The following is a 20,659-nucleotide window of genomic DNA, read 5'->3' as shown; positions in this document are numbered from 1 at the left end:
GGGAAAGTGCCTGGTCAGGCGCCGATGAGTCGGGCGAACTTCTCTTCGTACGCGGTCTCTTCCGCCGTGCTCAGGGAGCGGAAGGAGCGGGACTTCGCCGCCATCTCCTCGTCGGGGAGGATCAGTGTGTTGGAGGCCATCGACGGGTCGATCCTGGCGAGTTCGTCGCGTACGCCGTCGACCGGGCAGACGTAGTTGATGTACGCGGCGAGCTGGGCGGCGACCGGCGGTTCGTAGTAGTAGTCGATGAGCTTCTCGGCGTTGGTCTTGCGCCGGGCCTGGGCGGGGACCAGGAGGTTGTCGCTGGAGGTGATGTATCCGGCGGCCGGGATGGCGAACCTGATGTCCGGGTTGTCGGCCTGGAGCTGGATGACGTCCCCGGCCCAGCCGACGCAGGCGGCGATGTCGCCCTTGCTGAGGTCGGCGGTGTAGTCGTTGCCGGTGAAGCGGCGGATCTGCTTCTTGTCGACGGCCTTCTGGAGGCGGCCGATCGCGCCGTCGAAGTCGGCGTCGGTGAACTTCCCCGGGTCCTTGCCCTGGTCGAGCAGGGTCATGCCGACGGAGTCGCGCATCTCGGAGAGGAAGGAGACGCGGCCCTTGAGCTTCGGGTCGTCGAGGAGCTGGGTGACGGAGTCGACCTTGCGGCCGCCGGTCGCCTTCACGTTGTACGCGATGACGGTCGGGATGCCGGTCCAGGGGTAGGAGTAGGCGCGGCCCGGGTCCCAGTCGGGGGTGCGGAACTGGGCGGACACGTTCGCGAAGGCGTGCGGGAGGTTCGCGGGGTCGAGCTTCTGTGCCCAGCCGAGCCGGATGATGCGGGCGGCGAGCCAGTCGGTGACGCATATGAGGTCACGGCCGGTGTTCTGGCCGGCCGCGAGCTGCGGTTTGATCTTCCCGAAGAACTCGACGTTGTCGTTGATGTCCTCGGTGTACTTGACCCTGATCCCGGTGCGCTTCGTGAACGCCTGGAGGGTGGGGCGGCTCTTCTCGTCCTCGCTGACGTCCATGTACTCGGTCCAGTTGGAGAAGGTGAGTTCCTTCTCCTTCGCCGAGTGGTCGTCGGCGGGCGCCCCGGCGTCGGCGCGCTTGGCGGGCGGGATGCCGCAGGCGCCGAGGGTGGCCATGCCGCCCAGGGCGAGCGCGCCCATGCCGGAGGCGCGCAGCAGCGACCGGCGGGTGAGGGCGCCCCTGCCGCTGTTCAATGATCGCCTCATGGCCGCCAGTCGGGCGGCGGTGAGGTGCTCGGGCTCGTAACTCTCCATGCGCTGTCTGCCCTTTCGGGTGGGAGGCCGCCGGGGCCTCTCGGCCCCGATCGTGCGGCAGCTGCTATCGGTCCCCGAAGATCGTGCGGTGCCAGTCCTTGCGGGCGACCGCGGTGTTGTCGTACATGACGTGCTTGACCTGCGTGTACTCCTCGAAGGAGTACGCCGACATGTCCTTGCCGAAGCCGCTGGCCTTGTATCCGCCGTGCGGCATCTCGGAGAGGATCGGGATGTGGTCGTTCACCCACACACAGCCCGCCTGGATCTCGCGGGTGGCGCGGTTCGCGCGGTACAGGTCGCGGGTCCAGGCGGAGGCGGCCAGTCCGTACGGGGTGTCGTTGGCGAGCGCGATGCCCTCGTCGTCGGTGTCGAAGGGCAGCACCACGAGGACGGGGCCGAAGATCTCCGACTGGACGATCTCGCTGTCCTGGGCGGCGTCCGCGACGAGGGTCGGCCGGTAGTACGCGCCGTCGGCGAGGTCGCCGCCGGGGGCCTCGCCGCCGGTGACGACCCGGGCGTAGCCGCGGGCCCGCTCGACGAACGCGGCGACACGGTCGCGCTGGGCGTGACTGATCAGCGGGCCGAGGTCGGTCGAGGCGTCGAAGGGGTCGCCGAGCCGGACGGTCTCCATGAGCGCGGCGACGTCCCGGACGAACGCGTCGTAGAGCGGGCGCTGCACATAGGCGCGGGTGGCGGCGGTGCAGTCCTGGCCGGTGTTGATGAGGGATCCGGCGACCGCGCCGTGGACGGCGGCCTCCAGGTCGGCGTCGTCGAAGACGACGAAGGGGGCCTTGCCGCCGAGTTCCAGGTGGAGGCGTTTGACGGTGGCGGTGGCGATCTCCGCGACCCGCTTGCCGACGGCGGTGGAGCCGGTGAAGGAGGTCATCACGACGTCGGGGTGGCCGACGAGGTGCTCGCCGGCGTCCCTGCCCGCGCCGGTGACGATGTTGATGACCCCGTCGGGGATGCCCGCCTCCGTGGCCGCCTGCGCGAACATCAGCGAGGTCAGCGGGGTGAGTTCGGCGGGCTTGAGGACGATGGTGTTGCCCGCGGCGACGGCCGGGAGGACCTTCCAGGCGGCCATCTGGAGGGGGTAGTTCCAGGGGGCGACGGAGCCGACGACGCCGATGGCCTCACGCCGTACGTACGAGGTGTGGTCGCCGTCGTACTCGGCGGCCGCCTTGCCCTCCAGGTGGCGCGCGGCCCCGGCGAAGAAGGCGGCGTTGTCGATGGTGCCGGGGACGTCGAACTCGGTGGAGAGCTTGACCGGCTTGCCGCACTGGAGGGACTCGGCGTACGCGAAGTCGTCCGCCTGCTCGGCGAGGACCGCGGCGAAGCGGTGCATCGCATCGGAGCGTTCGCCGGGGGTGGCGCCGGACCAGCCGGGGAAGGCGGCGCGGGCGGCGGCGACGGCCGCGTCCACGTCGTCGGTGCCCGCCAGCTCGTAGCGGAGCACGCTCTCGCCGGTCGCGGGGTTCACCACCTCGTGGTGGTTGCCGGAAGTGCCGGGGAGCAGCTTGCCGCCGATGTACTGCGCACCTTCCGCGAAGCGGTCCTGTACCTGGAAGCCGTTGCTCATGACGCTCTCCTCCGCCGCTGTGCCCGCTGGGCGCGGTCGGCGTAGCTTCTTCGTGAATTGAGTGCCGATCCTGACAGAGGGGTGCACGCCCAACAAGTGATTCCGTTGTTGCCTTTTGGTTACGCGACGGAATCTGTCGACCATGTGTCGTGCCGGTGCGGAAATCCCCGTACGGAGTGTCAGTGGCGGATGCCACACTCACATGCCATGGGACCGATCGATGAGCTTCTGGCGGACGTGGCGCGGGGCAGGCGGATGAAGTATCTGCCGTTCTGGGGACACCGCCCGCGCCCGGACGGGCGCAAGGGAGGCCCTCACTGCCTCAGCCAGTGGTGGCCGTCGCCGTTCACGGTGGACGGGGTGACCTACGCGAGCGCGGAGCACTGGATGATGGCGGGCAAGGCGCGGCTCTTCGGGGACCCGGAGGCGGAGCGGGCGGCGGTGTCGGCGAAGAGCCCGGCGGCGGCGAAGAAGGCCGGACGCCTGGTGCGCGGCTTCGACGAGGACGTGTGGATACGGGAGCGGTTCGCCCTGGTCGTGGCGGGCAGCGTGCACAAGTTCGGGCAGGACCCGGAGTTGGGCGGCTTTCTCCTGGGCACCGGGAACCGGGTGCTGGTGGAGGCGTCCCCGGTGGACCGGATCTGGGGCATCGGGCTCGCGGCGGACGACGAGCGGGTGGAGCGGCCGCAGCAGTGGCGGGGCCTGAATCTGCTGGGCTTCGCGCTGATGGAGGCACGGCAGCGGTTGCGGGCCGGCGCGGCGGGCTGAGGCTTTTCCGTACGGGGGCGGGGGCGGGGGCCGCAACCGACGTCCGGCCGGGCGGGGAGCGGTCCCTGCCCGGCCGGCGGTGTACGGCGTTCGCGCCGGTGCTGCTAGCGGTCCTCGACGACCAGCGACGTGGCGAACGGGTCGTCGTAGGTGTCGTTGTAGTCGCTGTCGCTGTCGGAGCTGGCCGCGGCCCAGATGATCAGGCCCAGGATCACCGCGCCGACGACGATGCCGACGGAGCCGAGGATGACCCCGGCGAGCGCCATGCCCCGGTTGGTGGCCTCGCCGCGCTTGGCCCGGCCGAGGCCGATGATGCCGAAGATCAGCGCGAGGATACCGAGGATGATGTTGACGCCGTACAGACAGAAGCCGACCACCGAGATGATGCCGATCACCATCGCGGCCGTGCCCAGGCCGTTGTTGGGCGCGGGGCCCCAGGCGGCCGGACTCGTGCCGTAGGCGCCGTAGCCCGGGTAGCCGCCGTACGGCTGCGCGGGCGGGGTCGGGTAGCCGTAGTGCGCGGCGGGCGGCGGGGCCGCGTGGCCGGGGCCGTTGGGCCCGATCGGCGGCGGGGTCGCGTAGCCGGGGCCGTTGGGCCCGATCGGCGGCGGCGGTACGTCCGAGGGCGCGGGCCCGAAGCCTCCGGGCTGGGGTATCGGCCCGGTGCCGTCCCCCGCGGCCGGTCCGGCGCTCGGCATCGACGTCACGGTCGGCTGGTCATGGACCGCGGGCGGCGTGTGCGCGGCGGGCGGCGGTGTATGCGCGGCGGGCGGCGGCGTGTGCGCGGCGGGCTTGCCCAGCTCCACCCGGCCGTCCGGCGGTGCCCACGGATCGCGTGGCGCGGCCCCGCCCCCGGGCTGCTCTGTGTTGTCTGACATGGGCCTCCCCCATCGTGGTCCCGTCATGCTACGGCCAGGCCCGACGGCCCCGGACCCCGGCTGCGATGATCGGTGCGGCCGGGTACGCCCGGCCGCACCGCACGCCGAACCGGGAGATAACCGATGACCGATCCGCATCCCTTCATCGCCGGGCTGCCCAAGGCCGAGCTCCACGTCCATCATGTCGGGTCGGCCTCGCCCCGGATCGTCGCGGAGCTGGCCGCCCGCCACCCGGACTCCAAGGTCCCCACGGACCCGGAGGCGCTGGCCGACTACTTCACCTTCACCGACTTCGCGCACTTCATCGAGGTCTACCTCTCGGTGGTGGACCTGGTCCGCACCCCCGAGGACGTCCGGCTGCTCACCTTCGAGGTGGCGCGGGACATGGCCCGGCAGAACATCCGGTACGCGGAGCTGACCGTGACCCCGTACAGCTCGACCCGCCGGGGCATCCCGGAGGTCGGCTTCATGGAGGCCATCGAGGACGCCCGCAAGGCGGCCGAGGCCGAGCTGGGCGTCGTCCTGCGCTGGTGCTTCGACATCCCCGGCGAGGCCGGGCTCCGGGCGGCCGAGGAGACCGCCCGGCTCGCGGTGGAACGGCGGCCCGAGGGGCTCGTCTCCTTCGGCCTCGGCGGACCGGAGATCGGGGTGGACCGCCCGCAGTTCAAGCCCTGCTTCGACCGGGCCATCGCCGAGGGCCTGCACTCGGTGCCGCACGCCGGGGAGACCACAGGGCCCGGGACCATCTGGGACGCGCTGACCGCGCTGCGCGCCGAGCGCATCGGGCACGGCACCAGCTCCGTCCAGGACCCGAAGCTGCTGGAGCACCTCGCCGAGCACCGTATCGCCCTGGAGGTCTGCCCGACGTCGAACATCGCCACGCGCGCGGTCACCGACATCGAGCTGCACCCGATCCGGGAGATGGTGGCGGCCGGCGTGCTGGTGACCGTGAACAGCGACGACCCGCCGATGTTCGGCACCGACCTCAACAACGAGTACGCGGTGGCCGCCCGGCTGCTGGAGCTCGACGAGGCCGGCATCGCGGACCTCGCGAAGAACGCCGTGGAGGCCTCGTTCCTCGACCCGGCGGGCAAGCGGAAGCTGGCCGAGGAGATCGACGCGTACACGGCGAACTGGCTCCGGGCCCCCGGCCGCTGACCCGGTCGTCGACAATGGCCCCATGGCCGACACCGTCACCAGCGTCACCGCCGTGGGGCATCGCGGCGATCCGTATCTCGCGCGCGAGAACACCCTGCCCTCGATCCGCTCCGCCCTCGAACGGGGGGCGGACGCGGTCGAGATCGATGTGCGGGTGACCCGTGACGGGGTGCCCGTCCTGCTGCACGACGCGACGCTGGAGCGGCTGTGGGGCCACGACCAGCGCCTGGACCGGCTGGACCACGCGGAGCTGACGGAGCTGACGCGGGGCGGGGTGCCCACGCTCCATGAGGCGCTGCTCGCCGCCGGGGCGCACCGGGTGATGGTGGATCTGCCCGGCTCCACGGACGCCTCGGTGAAGAAGATCATCGGGACGGTCCGGGAGTGCGGGGCGGGGGATCGGGCGTACTACTGCGCGAACGCGGGCGCGATGCTGCGGGTGCGCGCCGCCGACCCGTCCGCCGAGATCGCCCTGACCTGGACCACCCTGGCCCCGCCGCGTCCGGAGCTGCTGGCCGCGGTGAAGCCGCGCTGGCTGAACTACCGCTTCGGCCTGGTGAGCCGGGAGCTGACGGACCGGGCGCACCGGGACGGGCTGCTCGTCTCCGCGTGGACGGCCGACACGAAGCGCACGATGCGCCGGCTGATCGAGCGGGGCGTCGACTCGATCACCACCAACCGGATCGACGCCCTCCACCGGCTGCTGGCCAACTCGCCCGCACGTGAGGCGCCCTGATCCGCCCGGCATGACGGGGAGCCCCGCACCGCCGGATACGTCCGACGTCGCGCGCACCACCTGGGCCCGGGTCAACCGGCCGGGACTCAGCCGTCGCGCGCAACACCCGGGCCCGGAACCACCGGCTGGGGCTCAGGCGCTCGCCGGGACGGAGGTCACCGGCGGGAGCGGTGTCTGCTCCAGTGCCTCCAGACGCTTGATCATGCGGCGGACGATCAGCAGCGGGATGACGCCGAAGACCCCGAAGGACATGTCGATCACGCTCCACCAGAACGGAATGTCGCGGATCGGCCCGCAGATCAGGGCGAGCGGGATGATCCCGGCGCAGGCGATCATGCCGAACTCGATGACCCAGATGTTGCGGACCGGGTCCCGGTAGGGGCCGTAGAAGGCGACCGCGATGACCAGGTGGGCGAAGGCCAGCCAGTCGGTGCCGTACAGCATGAAGGGCTGGTCGCGTTCGACGGTGTCGAGCCCTTCGCGGACCCGGGTGATCCACTCCATGAGACCGGGGAGGTGATCGGGGACCGGGGAGGCGGAGGCACCCAGCAGATCCTCGGCCCAGCGGAGTTCGGTGACGAGCGGGAAAGCCGTGAGCCCGCTCAGCACCAGACAGACGATGAAGAAGACCAGCCACCTGCGTATACGCCGCGTGAGGGCGTGTCGCTCGCTCATATCCGCAGCGTACGCCCGTGTTTACCGCCCCTTTACGGCACCCCGGTCAGGGCCTCACAAGCCGACGATGGAGTTCCATTTCTTGGCGAAGTCCATCCGCTCCTCGGAGGTGATGTCGCGTGCGATGGCGAGCCGTTCGCGCATCGCGTCGTCGGGGAAGATCAGCGGATCCTCGGCGAGTGCGGCCGTCTCCTCGTCCTTCGAGGAGGCCAGGACGTCACGGGCGGCGGGCACCGGGCAGACGTAGTTGACCCAGGTGGCGAGTTCGGCGGCGACCTCGGGGTCGTAGTAGTGGTCCACCAGGCGTTCCGCGTTGCGCTTGTGGCGGGCGAGGTTGGGGATCATCAGGGACTCCGCCCACAGTTCGGCGCCCTCCTCGGGGACGACGAACCGGATGTCGGGGTTGTCGGCCTGGAGCTGGATGACGTCGCCGGAGTACGCCTGGCAGGCGAACACGTCGCCGGTGGCGAGGTCCTTGATGTAGTCGTTGCCGGTGAAGCGGCGGATGTGCTTCGAGTGGACCCGCCGCTCCGTCTGCTCGCAGATCTCGTGGAAGTCGTCGGCCGTCCAGCGGGTGATGTCGACGCCGTTGCCCTGCATCAGCAGCGCGAACGACTCGTCGAGCCCGGAGAGCAGGGTGACCCGGCCGCGCAGGTCGTCCGCCCACAGGTCGTTGGTGGACCGGATCTCGCGGCCGAGCTTCTTGCGGTTGTAGGCGATGCCGGTGATCCCGGACTGCCAGGGGACGCTGTGCCGCCGCCCCTCGTCGAAGGCGGGGTTTCGCAGCTGCGGGTCCAGGTACCTGGCGACGTTGGGCTGCTGGGCGCGGTCCATCTCCTGGACCCAGCCGAGCCGGACGAAGCGGGCGGCCATCCAGTCGCTGATGACGATCAGGTCCCGGCCGGTCTGCTGGTGGTTCATCAGCGCCGGGCTGATCTTGCCGAAGAACTCGTCGTTGTCGTTGATCTCCTCGGTGTACGTGACCGAGATGCCGGTCCGCTTCGAGAAGGCGTCCAGGGTGGGCCGCTTCGACTCGTTGTCGTCGTCGGTGTCGATGTAGAGCGGCCAGTTGGCGAAGTGCAGCGTGCGGTCGGTGGCGGAGCTGTCGTGTCCGGCCCGCTCCCCCGGCTCGACGAAGGCCGCGGGCACCCCGCAGCCGGCCAGGGTGGCGCCGGCCGCTCCCGCCCCGAAGGCACGCAGCAGGGAACGGCGGGACATGGGGTTCTTCCTGATCGCTCGCACCCGCGCAGAATGCCGGTCGGCGGGCGCGCGGACAATGGACCAAGCGTCCAGCGGGACGGCCCCGCCCCGCACACCTTGTACAGAGCGGCCCACGGAGACGGCCCCGGGCCGGAGCCCGGGGCCGTACACCACTGCAACGAGGCGGATGTTCAGTCCTCGATGGACGTCATGACGTGCTTGATGCGGGTGTAGTCCTCGAAGCCGTACGCGGAGAGGTCCTTGCCGTAGCCGGACTTCTTGAACCCGCCGTGCGGCATCTCGGCGACCAGCGGGATGTGGGTGTTGATCCACACGCAGCCGAAGTCGAGGTTCTTGGACATGCGCATGGCGCGGGAGTGGTTCGTCGTCCACACCGAGGAGGCGAGCGCGTACTCGACGCCGTTGGCGTACGCGACGGCCTGCGTCTCGTCGGTGAAGGACTGGACGGTGATGACGGGTCCGAAGACCTCGTTCTGGATGATCTCGTCGTCCTGCTTCAGGCCGGAGACGACGGTCGGGGCGTAGAAGTAGCCCTTGTCGCCGACCCGGTGGCCGCCCGCCTCGACCTTGGCGTGGGCGGGGAGGCGCTCGATGAAGCCGCTGACCTGCTTCAGCTGGTTGGCGTTGTTGAGCGGGCCGTAGGTCACGTCCTCGTCGTCCGGCTGGCCGGTCTTCGTGTCGGCGGCGGCCTTGGCGAGCGCGGCGGTGAACTCGTCGTGGATCGACTCGTGGACCAGCACGCGGGTGGCGGCCGTGCAGTCCTGGCCCGCGTTGAAGAAGCCGGCCTCGGAGACACCCGCGACCGTCTTGGCGATGTCGGCGTCCTCGAAGACCACGACGGGCGCCTTGCCGCCGAGTTCCAGGTGGACGCGCTTGACGTCCTTGGCGGCGGACTCGGCGACCTGCGTGCCGGCCCGTACCGAACCGGTGATGGAGGCCATCGCGGGGGTCGGGTGCTCGACCATGGCGCGGCCGGTGTCCCGGTCGCCGCACAGGACGTTGAAGACGCCCTTGGGCAGGATCTGGCCCATGATCTCGGCCATCAGCACGGTCGACGCCGGGGTGGTGTCGGACGGCTTGATGACGACGGTGTTGCCGGCGGCGAGCGCCGGGGCGAACTTCCACACGGCCATCATCATCGGGTAGTTCCACGGCGCGACCTGGGCGCAGACGCCGACCGGCTCGCGGCGGATGATGGAGGTCAGGCCCTCCATGTACTCACCGGCCGAGCGGCCCTCCAGCAGCCGGGCGGCCCCCGCGAAGAAGCGGATCTGGTCCACCATCGGCGGGATCTCTTCGCTGCGGGTCAGGCCGAGCGGCTTGCCGGTGTTCTCCGATTCGGCGGCGATCAGGTCCTCGGCCCGCTCCTCGAAGGCGTCCGCGATCTTCAGCAGGGCCTTCTGCCGCTCGGCGGGCGTGGTGTCGCGCCAGGCGGGGAAGGCCGCCGCCGCGGCCTCCATGGCGGCATCGACGTCGGCCTGGCCGGAGAGCGGCGAGGTCGCGTAGACCTCTTCCGTCACCGGGCTGACCACATCAATGGTCCGCCCGTCCGCGGCGTCCCGGAACTCTCCGTTGATGTAGTTGCGCAGACGGCGCACCTCGGTGGTCACAACCACCCCTCCTGTCGGCTGTCCGATGGGTGAGATGTCCACCCTAATCGTTCCGGTGACGCTTTCGACATACCCACTCGCCCCCAACTTCGGATTCAGTCAGATCGAAGCATTCAAACAACGAATTTCATCGATCTGGGGTTGCGATACAGACGAGGAGCGGTGCATGGTGGATCCGTGGCCAGTCGCAGCGCAGACTCCAGGACCGGGAACGGATCACCGCCATCGGTCGATGCCGTCTCTCTCGCAATCATCGAGCAGCTCCAGGAGGACGGACGGCGTCCGTACGCCGCGATCGGCAAGGCCGTCGGCCTCTCCGAAGCGGCTGTGCGCCAGCGCGTCCAGAAGCTGCTCGACCAGGGCGTGATGCAGATCGTCGCCGTCACGGACCCGCTCACCGTGGGTTTCCGACGCCAGGCGATGGTCGGCATCAATGTCGAGGGTGACCTCGACCCGGTGGCCGAAGCCCTGTCGGCCATGGCCGAGTGCGAGTACGTGGTCATGACCGCGGGCTCCTTCGACCTGATGGTGGAGATCGTCTGCGAGGACGACGACCACCTGCTGGAGATGATCAACAAACGCATCCGGACCCTTCCCGGCGTGCGCTCCACCGAGAGCTTCGTCTACCTCAAGCTCAAGAAGCAGACCTATATGTGGGGAACCCGATAGCCGTGAGCAAGGACCTCAGCCGAACCGCGTACGACCACCTGTGGATGCACTTCACCCGCATGTCGGACTACGAGAACGCGCCCGTTCCCACCATCGTGCGTGGCGAGGGAACGTACATCTTCGACGACAAGGGCAAGCGCTACCTGGACGGTCTCTCCGGCCTGTTCGTGGTCAACGCCGGTCACGGTCGTCACGAGCTCGCCGAGGCGGCCTACAAGCAGGCCCAGGAGCTCGCCTTCTTCCCGGTGTGGTCCTACGCCCACCCGAAGGCCGTCGAGCTGGCCGAGCGTCTCGCCGGCCACGCCCCGGGCGACCTCAACAAGGTCTTCTTCACCACCGGTGGCGGCGAGGCCGTCGAGACCGCCTGGAAGCTGGCCAAGCAGTACTTCAAGCTCCAGGGCAAGCCGACCAAGTACAAGGTCATCTCGCGTGCCGTCGCCTACCACGGCACCCCGCAGGGCGCGCTGTCCATCACCGGCCTCCCGGCCCTGAAGGCCCCCTTCGAGCCGCTGGTCCCCGGCGCGCACAAGGTGCCGAACACCAACATCTACCGCGCCCCGCTGTTCGGCGACGACCCGGTGGCCTTCGGCCGCTGGGCCGCCGACCAGATCGAGCAGGAGATCCTCTTCGAGGGCCCCGAGACCGTCGCGGCCGTCTTCCTGGAGCCCGTGCAGAACGCGGGCGGCTGCTTCCCGCCCCCGCCCGGCTACTTCCAGCGGGTCCGCGAGATCTGCGACAAGTACGACGTGCTGCTCGTCTCCGACGAGGTCATCTGCGCCTTCGGCCGGCTCGGCACGATCTTCGCCTGCGACAAGTTCGGCTATGTGCCGGACATGATCACCTGTGCGAAGGGCATGACCTCGGGCTACTCCCCGATCGGCGCCTGCATCGTCTCGGACAGGATCGCGGAGCCGTTCTACGAGGGCGGCAACACCTTCCTGCACGGCTACACCTTCGGCGGTCACCCGGTCTCCGCCGCGGTGGGCCTCGCCAACCTCGACATCTTCGAGCGCGAGAACCTCACCCAGCACGTCCTCGACAACGAGAACGCCTTCCTGACGACGCTGCAGAAGCTGCACGACCTGCCGATCGTCGGCGACGTCCGCGGCAACGGGTACTTCTACGGCATCGAGCTGGTGAAGGACAAGGTCACCAAGGAGACGTTCACCGACGAGGAGACCGAGCGCGTCCTGTACGGCTTCCTCTCCAAGGCGCTGTACGAGAACGGCCTGTACTGCCGGGCCGACGACCGCGGCGACCCGGTGATCCAGCTCGCCCCGCCGCTGATCTCCGACCAGTCGACGTTCGACGAGATCGAGGGCATCCTGCGGGCCGTGCTCACGGAGGCCTGGACGAAGCTCTGACCGTCATCAGGTCCCCCGGCTGATCGCCGCCCAGCGGTCATTTCATACGGTTCACCGGCCCGGATACGCCCCTTCGAGTGACAAGGGGGGTATCCGGGCCGCGTGCTGTGCGCTCACACCGGTCCGACTATCTACGGTGCCGAGTGACCGATCGGCCGCGTCTTCGTTCCCCCGTACGGGGGACGGGAAATCTGACCTGAACCGAGGTGTACGCCATGGTGGCCCCGCCGGACAACGACGTGATCTGGGCGCGTTCCCTGCACCACTCCCACAACGGATCGCCCGGTCTCGGCGGTGTCTCCATCGGTGTCCAGGACGCCGAGATCCTCGCTGTGACCGGCCCGCGCGGCAGCGGGAAGACCACACTGCTGCACTGTCTCTCGGGCCGGCTGGTGCCCCAGCAGGGCGAGGTCTGGTTCAACAGCGTCCCCGTCCACACCATGGCCCCCCGGGTCCGCGAACAGCTGCGCCGGGAGCGCTTCGGCTGGATCGCCCCGGACCCGGAGCTGGTCCCGGAGCTGACCGTCTGGGAGAACGCCGCGCTGCCCCTGCTGCTGCGCGGCGTCTCGCACCGGGCCGCCCGGAAGGCCGCCACCGAGTGGCTGGAACGCCTGGACATCGCCGCCTTCGCCAAGAAGCGGCCGCACACCCTGCTCCAGGCACAGCGCCAGCGGGTCTCCGTGGCGCGGGCCCTGGCCGCACAGCCGACCGTGATCTTCGCGGACGAGCCGACCGCGACCCTGCACCGCGCGGACCGCACCCATGTGCTGCGCACCCTGACCACGGCGGCCCGCTCGCACGGCATCACCGTGGTGCTGGCCACGCACGACGCCGAGGTCGCCGCACTCGCCGACCGGGCGGTGGCGCTGCTGGACGGCCGTCGCGTCGCCACCGCCGCCCTGCCCGCGAAACCGGAAGCGGAGGGCCGCGCGGCGTGCTCGCTCTCCGTCTAGCCCGCGGTTCGCATCCCCTTGTCCTGGTCCGGCGGCTGCTGGTGGCCACCGCGTCGGCCGGCGTCGGGTTCCTCCTGCTGTGCGCCCTCGGGTACGCCGCCGCGCACCCCGCGTCCGCCGGTTCGGTGCTGCGGCTGCTGTGGTGCTTCGTCCCGCTGGCCGCCACCGTGCAGTTCTCCGTGGCGGTGGCCCGGACCGACCCGAGCACCCGGCCCCGGCCGGGCCTCTCCTCCGTGGGCCTCGGCCCGGTCCGGCTCTCCGCACTGGCCGCGGTCTCCACCGCCGTCTCCACCACGCTGGGCTCCATGGTGGCCCTGCTCTTCTTCCTGCATCTGCGCGGCGACCTCACCGGGATGCCGTTCGACGGGAGCGCGGCGGAGTTCCTCGGCGCGGGCAGTCCGCTGCCGCTGGCCGCCGCGCTGATGCTGCTGGCGCTCGTACCGGTGGCCTCGTCGGCGGCGAGCGCGCTGGCGCTGCGGTCGCGCCCCGACCCGGCACGGGACGCCTTCGGCTCCGAGGAGCTGCCGGAGCCCGCACCGGCCCCGGCCGGGCTCCCCTGGGGCGTGGCGCTGACGGCCGCCGGACTCGCGGTGGAGGCGTACGCGTCCAGGGAGGCGGCGGGAAACGCGTTCCCGCTGCCCGGCCGGTTCGACGCCACGCCGGTGGCGGTGCTGATCGGCTGGACGCTCACCGCGGTCGGCCTGGCGATGGCCGGACCGAGCCTGACGTATCTGTGCGGGCGGGCGCTTCAGTCGGTGCGCCCCGGAGCCGTACGGCTGCTGGCGGGGCGGGTCCTGATGAACGAGGCGCGCCGGATCGGCCGCCCGATCGGGGTCGTCTGCGCGGTGCTGTCCGCGGTGATCGCCGCGTCGGCGCTGTACGGGGGCGACGAGCGCCCGTACGGCCCGCTCACCGCACTCGGCGCGGTGCTGGTCCTCGGCTGTACGACGGCGACGCTGCTGACCTCGGCGCTGGAGGCCAAGCACGCCCGCGCCCACACGGTCGAGGCGCTGCTCAGGATGGGCGCTCCGGCAGCGACACTGCGCCGGGCGACGGCGCTGCGGGCGGGCGCGCTGCTGACGCTGTTCGCCCCGCTGACCTGGGTGATCGCACAGCTGGCGGCGCTTCCGCTGGCGAAGTGAGCCGGCCGGCGGCCGCCGGGAGCCGCGGGTCGCTCAGGGATGGGTCGCCAGGCGGGCGGCCAGGGCGTCGAAGAACGCCTCCCAGCCGTCCTCGGCCGCAGCGTACTGCTCGGCGGTCAGATGGCCACCACGCTGCTGGAAGGCCAGCTCGGTGGTCCCGTCACCGAGGTCGCTGAAGGCCACGGTGACGATCTCGCCCTCGGTGTCATCGGGCGCTGAGCCGTCCTTCAGTGTGAAGACCAGCCCGTCGGGCTCGCTGACCTCGCGGTAGACCCCGTGGAAGGGCATCTCGACGCCCGGCAGCACGATGACCAGGCTCCACGCACCGCCGGGCCGCACGTCCATCGCCACCCGGTCCAGGGGGACGTCCGCCTCGCCCCCGTACCAGGCGGCGAAGTCCTCCGGTGAGGTCCAGGCGGCGAAGACCCGCTGCTGCGGGGCGTGCAGGACGCGGGTGAGGTCGATGCCCTCGCGGGTGCCACCGGTCATGATCACGGTCCTTGTCCGGTCCTGCCGTCCCCGCGGAGCCCGGACGGCAGGACCGGGCTCCGCGGGATGGTCCGCCTCCAGCTTGCCCGGCCCACGGCCCCCTTGCCACGCCGGTCGGGGGTTTCGGTAGCTCGGTTGTCCAGCCGGTCAGAAGACAGCAGACCGGTCGGTCGCCAGCGGTCAGGGGGCAGCAGACCGGCCGTCCAGCCCGTCAGGAAGGTCGCAGACCGGTCGGTCACAACGGTCGGAGGGGCAGCAGAGCGGCCGTCCAGCCCGTCAGAGACCGCAGACCGATCCGCTGGCAGCGGTCAGGGGGGCAGGGGGTCAGGGGGTCAGCAGACCGGCCAGTGTGTCGTACGTCTTCTCCCACCCCCATGCCTCGCGGACCCACGCCCGGCCCTTCTCCCCCATCGCCGCGGCCGCCGCCCGGTCCCGCAGCAGCGCGACGAGCCGGTCCGCGACGGCGGCGACGTCCCGCCCGTCGACCAGGTGCCCCGTCTCCCCGTCCCGTACGGTGTCCGGCGCGCCGCCCGAGTCGCCGACGAGGACCGGCAGCCCGGACGCGGCGGCCTCCAGGAAGACGATGCCCAGCCCCTCCACCTCCAGGCCCCGCCTGCGGGTGCGGCACGGCATGGCGAAGACGTCGCAGGCCGCGTAGTGCTCCGGCATCGCCGCGTGCGGCTGCCCGCCGGCCAGGACCACCGCGTCCGCGACCCCGGTGTCGGCGGCGAGCCGGCACAGGACCCGGGCGTACGGTCCGTCCCCGGTCAGCAGGAGCACGGCGTCGGGCACCGCGCGCCGCACCGCGGGCAGAGCGCGGATCAGGGTGTCCTGGCCCTTGCGCGGGACGAGCCGCGCCGCACAGAGGATCACCGGCCGCCCGCCCAGGCCGTACCGTTCGCGGACGCCGCCCGCCGGAGGCGACACGGCGTCCCGCGCCCCTTCCCGTACGCGGAACTCCTCCGCGTCCACCCCCGGCGCCAGGCGCACCATGCGGCGGGCGGCGGGCGGCGGGCGGGCCGAGTGCGGCGGCGATGGGCGCGCGGGTGGCCGCGCCCAGGTAGGTCACCGTGTCGGTGCCCGCGCCGATCCGCCGGAGCAGGGCCCGTGCGCCGGGTGTGCGGGCCCACCACACCTCGTGCCCGTGCGTCGTGGCGACGGCCCGCCGTATCCCGGTCTCGCGGCGCAGCCGGTCCGCCATGAGCCCGAGCGGTGCGGCGGCCCCGAACCAGACGCTGTCGCAGCCGTGGCGGCGGGCCAGCTCGACCGTGCGGGCGGCGACGCGCGGGACCGGGAGGAGCGTGCGGGCCGGATCGCGGACCACGGGGTAGGGCAGGGCGGCGTCGTGGGCGGCGGCTCCGGGTTCGGCGGAGGTGTGGACGACGACGGAGTCCGCGGGGAACCGGGCGGTCATCGCGTGGACGAAGGTCTCGATGCCGCCCTGGCGCGGCGGGAAGTCGTTGGTGACGACGAGGGTGCGGCGGCGCGTCATCGGGAGGCCTGCTTCCGTTCGCGTACGGGTACCCGTACGCGCTCTCGTGCGAGTTCGCGCACACGTTCGCGTACGCGGAGGGGGTGGACGGGTTCCTGCCATGCGAGGGCGCACACCGTGAGGACCAGCGGGTGCACGAGATAGCCGAACCGGGTCGCGGGCATGAACACGATGGCCAGAAGCAGCCCGAGCGCGAGCCGCGTGGCGGCGGCCGCCGCTGTCGCCGGGGGCCGGACGAGCAGGGAGACGGCGAGCAGCAGGGCGCTCACCCCGAGCAGCAGGAGGGCCAGGGTCCGGCCGCCGGGGACCTCGGTGGCGAGCAGCCGGCCGGGGAACGGGCTCGCGGCGGACGAGACCGCTCCGGTCAGCCCGAGCGGGAAGTCGACGACATGGGTCCGGAAGGCTCCCGGGTCGCGCAGCGCGGCGGGCAGGACGAGCACGGCAGCGGTGAGCAGGCTGACGAGCGCACAGCGCAGGGCGGCCCGTTTCCCTCGGAGCCCTGCGCCCCCGAGGACGGCAAGGTCCCCCCGCAGTCCATCGTGCCCGGACACGGCACGGTCCCCCCGCAGTCCGCCGCCCCCGGACCCGGCACGGTTCCTTCCGCGGCCGTCGCCCCCGGAGGCCGCGGCGAGCAGTGCGAGGGCCACGGGGACCGCCGGCCACGCGGTCCACTTGAGGGCGGCGGCCAGACCGAGTGCCAGCCCGGCCGGTCCCGCTCTCCCCTGCCCCGCCCTGGCCAGCCCCAGACACATCAGACCGGCCACCGGCAGATCGACGCCGCCGACCGCGAGCGGCAGGGCCACCAACGGGCAGGCGGCGATCCACCGGGACCATCCACTGCGGGAACCCGCCGGGAGGGCGAGGGCGAACGCGCCGAGGAAGGCCGCGCCCATCCACAGCCGCGGGTCGGTGAACGGCCCGGTCCCGGCCACCGCCTCCGGGATCCCGAAGGCCGCCATGCCCGGGAGATACGGGTTGAAGTCCTCGGGCACGGCGGGCCGTTCGGGGTACGGCGTCCCTTCGGAGAGCAGGAGCCCCGCCGAGCGGGCGACGACGTCGACCTCCAACTGCGCCCGGTCCACGGCGAGCAGCACCAGCAGGGGCAGCAGCACCGCCCCGGCGACGGCGACCGCCCCGGCCGTACGGGGGCTGCGCCCGCGGGCCACGAGCACCGCGGCGGCCGTGTAGCCGAGTGCGGCGGCGGCTCCCCAGACCCGGTGCGGGCCGAGCGAGGAGAAGGCCCCGAGCGCCGAGGCGGTGGCAGCGCAGCACGCCCACCAGACAGCGTCGCCGGGCAGCGCGGGACGGCCCCGGAACCGGTCGGGAGAGGTGGGAAGCGTGAATGTGGCCATGGATCCGAGGCTAGGAACGTACCGTTCACGGAGCGTCACACCACCGTCCGGTCCTTCGGGTCAACCCGTGGCATGAGACGGCACCGCGAATTCCACCCGTGCTCCGACGCGTCCACCCTCGGCGGTGACGAAGAATCTCCGTATGACGCGCACCATCACGCCGGAGGGCCCGGCCGCCGCCCCCACCGCCCCGCCGCCGGATCACGGCCTGCGCCGACGGCTGCGGCGCTGGACGTCTGAGCCCGCGTACGCCTGGCTGACCGGGGGAGCACTGACGCTCTTCGCGGTCGTGGAGCTGGCCGTCGTACCGGGTTCGGCGGCCACGGCGTTCGGGGTGCTGACCTGCACGGCCTCGCTGGCACTGCGGGCGACGCGGCCCGCCGTGGGGTTCCTGACGGTGGGCGCGGCCCTCCTCAGTTTCGGGACCGACGGCAACATGGCCTACGCGACCATCGCCGGTGCCCTGATCGGCTGCTACACGCTGGGGCGGCATCGGGTGCAGCATCCGGCGGTGCTCGTGCCGGCCGGTTCGCTGGCCGCGCTGACCGTCAATCTGGTGCACATCGACCGGTGGGCCCGGGACGGCTCCCCCGGGCTGCCCGCGCTCCAGGGCACCGACCGGTTCAGCCTGGGTCTTTACGCCGAGACACTGGTGCTGACGGTGATGATCCTGGGCGCGGTGAGCACGGGCGACGCGGTGCGGGCACGCGAGGAGACCCGGCACACGCGGGCAGCCGCCCAGTCCCGGCTGCTGGCGATGGAGCGGCGGCAGGCGGCCGAGGCGGAACGAGCGGCAATAGCACGGGAGTTGCACGACATGATCGCGCATTCGGTGTCGGTGATCGCGGTACGGGCCGAGAGTGCCACGTACACGACTCCGGACCTCTCGCCCCCGGCCCGGGACGCCTTCCAGGAGATCGCGGGCACGGCACGGTCCTCGATGGCGGAGCTGCGGCGGCTGCTGGGGGTGCTGCGCACGGGTGACGGCGCGGATCCGGCCCCGCTCACCGCGCCACAGCCTTCACTGGCCGGCCTCGACGACCTCCTCGACCAGCACCGGGCGGTGGGCGGTGCGGCCGAGCTGCGCGTCACCGGCGAGCGGACAGCGCTGCCCGCGTCCTGGGAGCTGTCGGCGTACCGGATCGTCCAGGAGGCCCTGACGAACGCCCGGCGGCACGCCCCGGGTGCGCACACGGTCGTGGAACTCCACTACGGGACGGGCCTGTTGAGAGTCCGCGTGAGCGACGACGGGCCAGGCCCCGATCCGGCCGGCGGCTCCGGGCGCCCGGGACACGGGCTGGTGGGCATGGCCGAACGGGCCGCCCTGCTCGGCGGGGGACTCACCACGGGCCGGGGTCCGGCCGGCGGGTTTCTCGTGGAGGCGGAACTGCCGTGGTGATCCGGGTGCTGGTGGCCGACGACCAGGCGGTCGTCCGGACGGCGTTCTCCGGCCTGCTGAACACCCAGGACGACATCGACGTGGTCGGGGAAGCGGAGGACGGCGAACAGGCGGTGCACAGGGCGGCCGAACTACGGCCCGATGTGGCGCTGCTGGACATCCGGATGCCCCGGCTCGGCGGCATCGACGCGGCACGAGAGATCGTCGCGGCGTCGAACGGGGCGACCAGGGCGCTGATGCTGACGACGTTCGGTCTGGACGAGTACGTGTACGACGCCCTCAGCGCCGGAGCCAGCGGCTTCCTCCTCAAGGACGCGACCTTCCCCGAACTGCTGCACGCGGTACGGGTGGTGGCGGGCGGCCGCGCCCTGCTGGCCCCCGAGATCACCGGGCGGCTCATCGCCGAGTTCGCCCGGCAGCGGGTCGGCACTCCCCCGCCGCGTTCGGTCGACGGGCTGACCACGCGCGAGGCCGAGGTACTCGTCCTGATCGCCCGTGGCCTGTCGAACGCGGACATCGCCGAGCGGCTGACCATCACCGACCACACGGTGAAGACCCACATCAACCGGCTGTTCGCGAAGATGGGACTGCGGGACCGGGCGCAGGCGGTGATCCTGGCGTACGAACGGGGTCTCGTGGTGGCGGGAACGCAGACACGATAGGGGCATCCGCCACCCCGGCCGTCTCAGGAGGCATCCGCACCGGCCGCCTCGGCAGGTGCCCGCCCGTGCCGCCCCAGCAGGTGCCCGCCCGTACCACCTCGGGAAGCATCCACACCGGCCGGCCCAGCGGGTACCCGCCCGTGCCACCTCAGCGGGTGCCCGCCCCGGCCGCCAGTACCACCGTCTCCGCCGCGTCGAAGCGGACACCCACGACCGCGCCCTCGTCCGGGGTGTCCCGCAGGGCGCATTCGGCCTCCAGCACCGGTGCGTTCCCGGGCATCAGGCGTACGGTCACGTGGTTCCCCCGGAAGGTGCGGACGCCGACCGTGCAGCGCAGTCCGTCCTCGGGGGCGCCGATCAGCACCCCGGCGGGGCGGACCAGCAGGTCGACCTCGCCCTGCGGGGAGCCCTCGGGCACCGGGACCTTGCCCCAGGCGGTGACGGCGGCCTGTCCGGTCACGGTCGCCGGGGTGACGTTGTCGAAGCCGAGGAACCGGGCGACGAACGCGGAGGCGGGACGCTGCCAGACATCCAGCGGGCTGCCCTCCTGCGCGATCCGGCCGTCCCGCATCACGACGACCCGGTCGGCGAGCGCGAACGCCTCGCCCTGGTCGTGCGTGACGGCCAGCACCGTCGTGCCCAGCTCCTGGAAGAGCGTGCGCAGTTCGACGACGAGCCGTTCGCGGAGGCTGCGGTCGAGCTGGCCGAGCGGCTCGTCCAGCATCAGGAGCTTCGGGCGCGGGGCGAGGGCGCGGGCCAGGGCGACGCGCTGCTGCTCACCGCCGGACAGCGCGGCGACCGCGCGGCGTTCGGCCCCGGGCAGGCCGACCAGCTCCAGCAGTTCGCGGACCCGGCGCCCGGCCTCGGCCCGGCCGACGCCGTGCATCCGCAGCCCGAAGGCGACATTGGCGCCGGCATCGCGGTGCGGGAAGAGCTGGTGGTCCTGGAACATCAGGCCGAGCCCGCGCCGGTGCACCGGGACGCCCGCCTGGTCCCGGCCGGCCAGCAGGACCCGGCCGCCGTCCATGGGCTGGAGCCCTGCGACGGCCCGGAGCAGGGTGGACTTCCCGCTGCCGCTGGGTCCGAGCAGGCACACGATCCGGTGGTCGGCGACCTCCAGGTCCACCGCGTCCAGCGCCGTCCGCTTCCCGAACCGTACGGTGGCGGATTCCAGACTCAGCATGAGCGCCGCTCCCCTGCCATCGCTTCCCCTACTGCCACTTCCCTTGCCGCCGCTTCCCCTGCCGTCA

At 72.0% G+C, this 20,659-nt stretch carries 18 protein-coding genes and 1 pseudogene; 9 read left to right on the top strand and 10 right to left on the bottom strand.

The window, feature by feature from the left end:
- Window positions 1–14: 14 nt before the first annotated feature.
- Together ACGF2Y_RS02220 and ACGF2Y_RS02215 are read right to left on the bottom strand one after the other, a co-directional pair.
- Window positions 15–1,262, bottom strand: a complete 1,248-nt coding sequence (locus tag ACGF2Y_RS02220) for a PotD/PotF family extracellular solute-binding protein (RefSeq protein ID WP_392942447.1) — start codon at window positions 1,260–1,262, stop codon at window positions 15–17.
- A gap of 64 nt (window positions 1,263–1,326) precedes the next feature.
- Window positions 1,327–2,841: a gamma-aminobutyraldehyde dehydrogenase gene (locus ACGF2Y_RS02215; protein ID WP_392942445.1), complete on the bottom strand. Its 1,515-nt coding sequence runs from the start codon at window positions 2,839–2,841 to the stop codon at window positions 1,327–1,329.
- A 207-nt stretch (window positions 2,842–3,048) separates the two neighbouring features.
- On the opposite strand from ACGF2Y_RS02215, the gene ACGF2Y_RS02210 reads away from it, so the two are divergent.
- Window positions 3,049–3,609: an NADAR family protein gene (locus ACGF2Y_RS02210; protein WP_392942443.1), complete on the top strand. Its 561-nt coding sequence runs from the start codon at window positions 3,049–3,051 to the stop codon at window positions 3,607–3,609.
- A 104-nt stretch (window positions 3,610–3,713) separates the two neighbouring features.
- On the opposite strand, the gene ACGF2Y_RS02205 is transcribed toward ACGF2Y_RS02210, so the two are convergent.
- Window positions 3,714–4,487: a DUF4190 domain-containing protein gene (locus tag ACGF2Y_RS02205; protein WP_392942441.1), complete on the bottom strand. Its 774-nt coding sequence runs from the start codon at window positions 4,485–4,487 to the stop codon at window positions 3,714–3,716.
- Window positions 4,488–4,610: 123 nt separating this feature from the next.
- On the opposite strand from ACGF2Y_RS02205, the gene ACGF2Y_RS02200 reads away from it, so the two are divergent.
- On the top strand, window positions 4,611–5,645 hold the full coding sequence (locus ACGF2Y_RS02200) for an adenosine deaminase (RefSeq protein WP_392942440.1): 1,035 nt from the start codon (window positions 4,611–4,613) through the stop codon (window positions 5,643–5,645).
- Window positions 5,646–5,667: 22 nt separating this feature from the next.
- Window positions 5,668–6,381, top strand: a complete 714-nt coding sequence (locus ACGF2Y_RS02195) for a glycerophosphodiester phosphodiesterase (RefSeq protein WP_392942438.1) — start codon at window positions 5,668–5,670, stop codon at window positions 6,379–6,381.
- A 132-nt stretch (window positions 6,382–6,513) separates the two neighbouring features.
- Here ACGF2Y_RS02195 and ACGF2Y_RS02190 read toward each other — a convergent pair whose 3' ends face one another.
- From ACGF2Y_RS02190 to ACGF2Y_RS02180, 3 genes are all read right to left on the bottom strand, one after another.
- Window positions 6,514–7,056, bottom strand: a complete 543-nt coding sequence (locus ACGF2Y_RS02190; RefSeq protein ID WP_392942436.1) for a hypothetical protein — start codon at window positions 7,054–7,056, stop codon at window positions 6,514–6,516.
- Window positions 7,057–7,110: 54 nt separating this feature from the next.
- Window positions 7,111–8,274 carry a spermidine/putrescine ABC transporter substrate-binding protein gene (locus ACGF2Y_RS02185; protein WP_392942434.1) on the bottom strand — a complete coding sequence of 388 codons (1,164 nt, stop codon included), beginning with the start codon at window positions 8,272–8,274 and terminating at the stop codon, window positions 7,111–7,113.
- Window positions 8,275–8,447: 173 nt separating this feature from the next.
- A complete protein-coding gene (locus tag ACGF2Y_RS02180) occupies window positions 8,448–9,887 on the bottom strand; it encodes a gamma-aminobutyraldehyde dehydrogenase (protein WP_392942433.1) in 1,440 nt (479 codons plus the stop codon).
- A gap of 177 nt (window positions 9,888–10,064) precedes the next feature.
- Here ACGF2Y_RS02180 and ACGF2Y_RS02175 point away from each other — a divergent pair, with 177 nt between their 5' ends.
- The 4 genes from ACGF2Y_RS02175 (at window position 10,065) to ACGF2Y_RS02160 (ending at window position 14,015) form a co-directional block, all read left to right on the top strand.
- Complete coding sequence (locus ACGF2Y_RS02175; RefSeq protein WP_392942431.1) at window positions 10,065–10,556, top strand: Lrp/AsnC family transcriptional regulator; 492 nt, start codon at window positions 10,065–10,067, stop codon at window positions 10,554–10,556.
- The gene (locus ACGF2Y_RS02170; RefSeq protein WP_392942429.1) at window positions 10,541–11,920 is read left to right on the top strand and encodes an aspartate aminotransferase family protein; all 1,380 of its coding nucleotides are present in this window, start codon (window positions 10,541–10,543) and stop codon (window positions 11,918–11,920) included. The genes ACGF2Y_RS02175 and ACGF2Y_RS02170 overlap by 16 nt, the downstream gene beginning before the upstream one ends.
- A 215-nt stretch (window positions 11,921–12,135) precedes the next feature.
- Window positions 12,136–12,873 carry an ABC transporter ATP-binding protein gene (locus tag ACGF2Y_RS02165; protein ID WP_392942428.1) on the top strand — a complete coding sequence of 246 codons (738 nt, stop codon included), beginning with the start codon at window positions 12,136–12,138 and terminating at the stop codon, window positions 12,871–12,873.
- Window positions 12,855–14,015: a hypothetical protein gene (locus ACGF2Y_RS02160; RefSeq protein WP_392942426.1), complete on the top strand. Its 1,161-nt coding sequence runs from the start codon at window positions 12,855–12,857 to the stop codon at window positions 14,013–14,015. The genes ACGF2Y_RS02165 and ACGF2Y_RS02160 overlap by 19 nt, the downstream gene beginning before the upstream one ends.
- Before the next feature lie 33 nt (window positions 14,016–14,048).
- Here the strand turns inward: ACGF2Y_RS02160 and ACGF2Y_RS02155 are convergent, their stop codons facing one another.
- The 3 genes and pseudogenes from ACGF2Y_RS02155 to ACGF2Y_RS02145 all read right to left on the bottom strand — a co-directional run bounded on the left by ACGF2Y_RS02155 (window position 14,049) and on the right by ACGF2Y_RS02145 (window position 17,348).
- Complete coding sequence (locus ACGF2Y_RS02155) at window positions 14,049–14,504, bottom strand: SRPBCC domain-containing protein (protein ID WP_392942424.1); 456 nt, start codon at window positions 14,502–14,504, stop codon at window positions 14,049–14,051.
- 324 nt (window positions 14,505–14,828) lie between these two features.
- Window positions 14,829–15,996: pseudogene (locus ACGF2Y_RS02150) on the bottom strand (glycosyltransferase family 4 protein).
- On the bottom strand, window positions 15,993–17,348 hold the full coding sequence (locus ACGF2Y_RS02145; RefSeq protein ID WP_392942422.1) for a hypothetical protein: 1,356 nt from the start codon (window positions 17,346–17,348) through the stop codon (window positions 15,993–15,995). Before ACGF2Y_RS02145 ends, ACGF2Y_RS02150 begins: the two are co-directional and overlap by 4 nt.
- Before the next feature lie 142 nt (window positions 17,349–17,490).
- Between ACGF2Y_RS02145 and ACGF2Y_RS02140 the strand changes: the two genes are divergently transcribed.
- Window positions 17,491–18,747, top strand: coding sequence for a sensor histidine kinase (locus tag ACGF2Y_RS02140; RefSeq protein WP_392942420.1), 1,257 nt, complete (start codon window positions 17,491–17,493; stop codon window positions 18,745–18,747).
- Entirely contained in the window at window positions 18,741–19,409 is a 669-nt protein-coding gene (locus ACGF2Y_RS02135; RefSeq protein ID WP_392942418.1) for a response regulator, read from the top strand. Before ACGF2Y_RS02140 ends, ACGF2Y_RS02135 begins: the two co-directional genes overlap by 7 nt.
- 148 nt (window positions 19,410–19,557) lie before the next feature.
- On the opposite strand, the gene ACGF2Y_RS02130 is transcribed toward ACGF2Y_RS02135, so the two are convergent.
- The gene (locus tag ACGF2Y_RS02130) at window positions 19,558–20,592 is read right to left on the bottom strand and encodes an ABC transporter ATP-binding protein (protein WP_392942415.1); all 1,035 of its coding nucleotides are present in this window, start codon (window positions 20,590–20,592) and stop codon (window positions 19,558–19,560) included.
- Window positions 20,593–20,659: the final 67 nt, after the last annotated feature.

Origin of the sequence: Streptomyces sp. NPDC048142, assembly GCF_043202835.1 — a bacterium.
Classification (GTDB): domain Bacteria; phylum Actinomycetota; class Actinomycetes; order Streptomycetales; family Streptomycetaceae; genus Streptomyces.
This window is presented reverse-complemented; position numbering and strand designations above follow the sequence as displayed.

Excerpts from the sequence above, each read along its gene's own strand:
- ACGF2Y_RS02200 (WP_392942440.1), top strand. The coding sequence starts at position 4,611 with ATGACCGATCCGCATCCCTTCATCGCCGGGCTGCCCAAGGCCGAGCTC.
- ACGF2Y_RS02220 (WP_392942447.1), bottom strand. The coding sequence starts at position 1,262 with ATGGAGAGTTACGAGCCCGAGCACCTCACCGCCGCCCGACTGGCGGCC.
- ACGF2Y_RS02155 (WP_392942424.1), bottom strand. The coding sequence starts at position 14,504 with ATGACCGGTGGCACCCGCGAGGGCATCGACCTCACCCGCGTCCTGCAC.
- ACGF2Y_RS02215 (WP_392942445.1), bottom strand. The coding sequence starts at position 2,841 with ATGAGCAACGGCTTCCAGGTACAGGACCGCTTCGCGGAAGGTGCGCAG.
- ACGF2Y_RS02210 (WP_392942443.1), top strand. The coding sequence starts at position 3,049 with ATGGGACCGATCGATGAGCTTCTGGCGGACGTGGCGCGGGGCAGGCGG.
- ACGF2Y_RS02205 (WP_392942441.1), bottom strand. The coding sequence starts at position 4,487 with ATGTCAGACAACACAGAGCAGCCCGGGGGCGGGGCCGCGCCACGCGAT.
- ACGF2Y_RS02130 (WP_392942415.1), bottom strand. The coding sequence starts at position 20,592 with ATGCTGAGTCTGGAATCCGCCACCGTACGGTTCGGGAAGCGGACGGCG.
- ACGF2Y_RS02195 (WP_392942438.1), top strand. The coding sequence starts at position 5,668 with ATGGCCGACACCGTCACCAGCGTCACCGCCGTGGGGCATCGCGGCGAT.
- ACGF2Y_RS02185 (WP_392942434.1), bottom strand. The coding sequence starts at position 8,274 with ATGTCCCGCCGTTCCCTGCTGCGTGCCTTCGGGGCGGGAGCGGCCGGC.
- ACGF2Y_RS02140 (WP_392942420.1), top strand. The coding sequence starts at position 17,491 with ATGACGCGCACCATCACGCCGGAGGGCCCGGCCGCCGCCCCCACCGCC.
- ACGF2Y_RS02165 (WP_392942428.1), top strand. The coding sequence starts at position 12,136 with ATGGTGGCCCCGCCGGACAACGACGTGATCTGGGCGCGTTCCCTGCAC.
- ACGF2Y_RS02145 (WP_392942422.1), bottom strand. The coding sequence starts at position 17,348 with ATGGCCACATTCACGCTTCCCACCTCTCCCGACCGGTTCCGGGGCCGT.
- ACGF2Y_RS02190 (WP_392942436.1), bottom strand. The coding sequence starts at position 7,056 with ATGAGCGAGCGACACGCCCTCACGCGGCGTATACGCAGGTGGCTGGTC.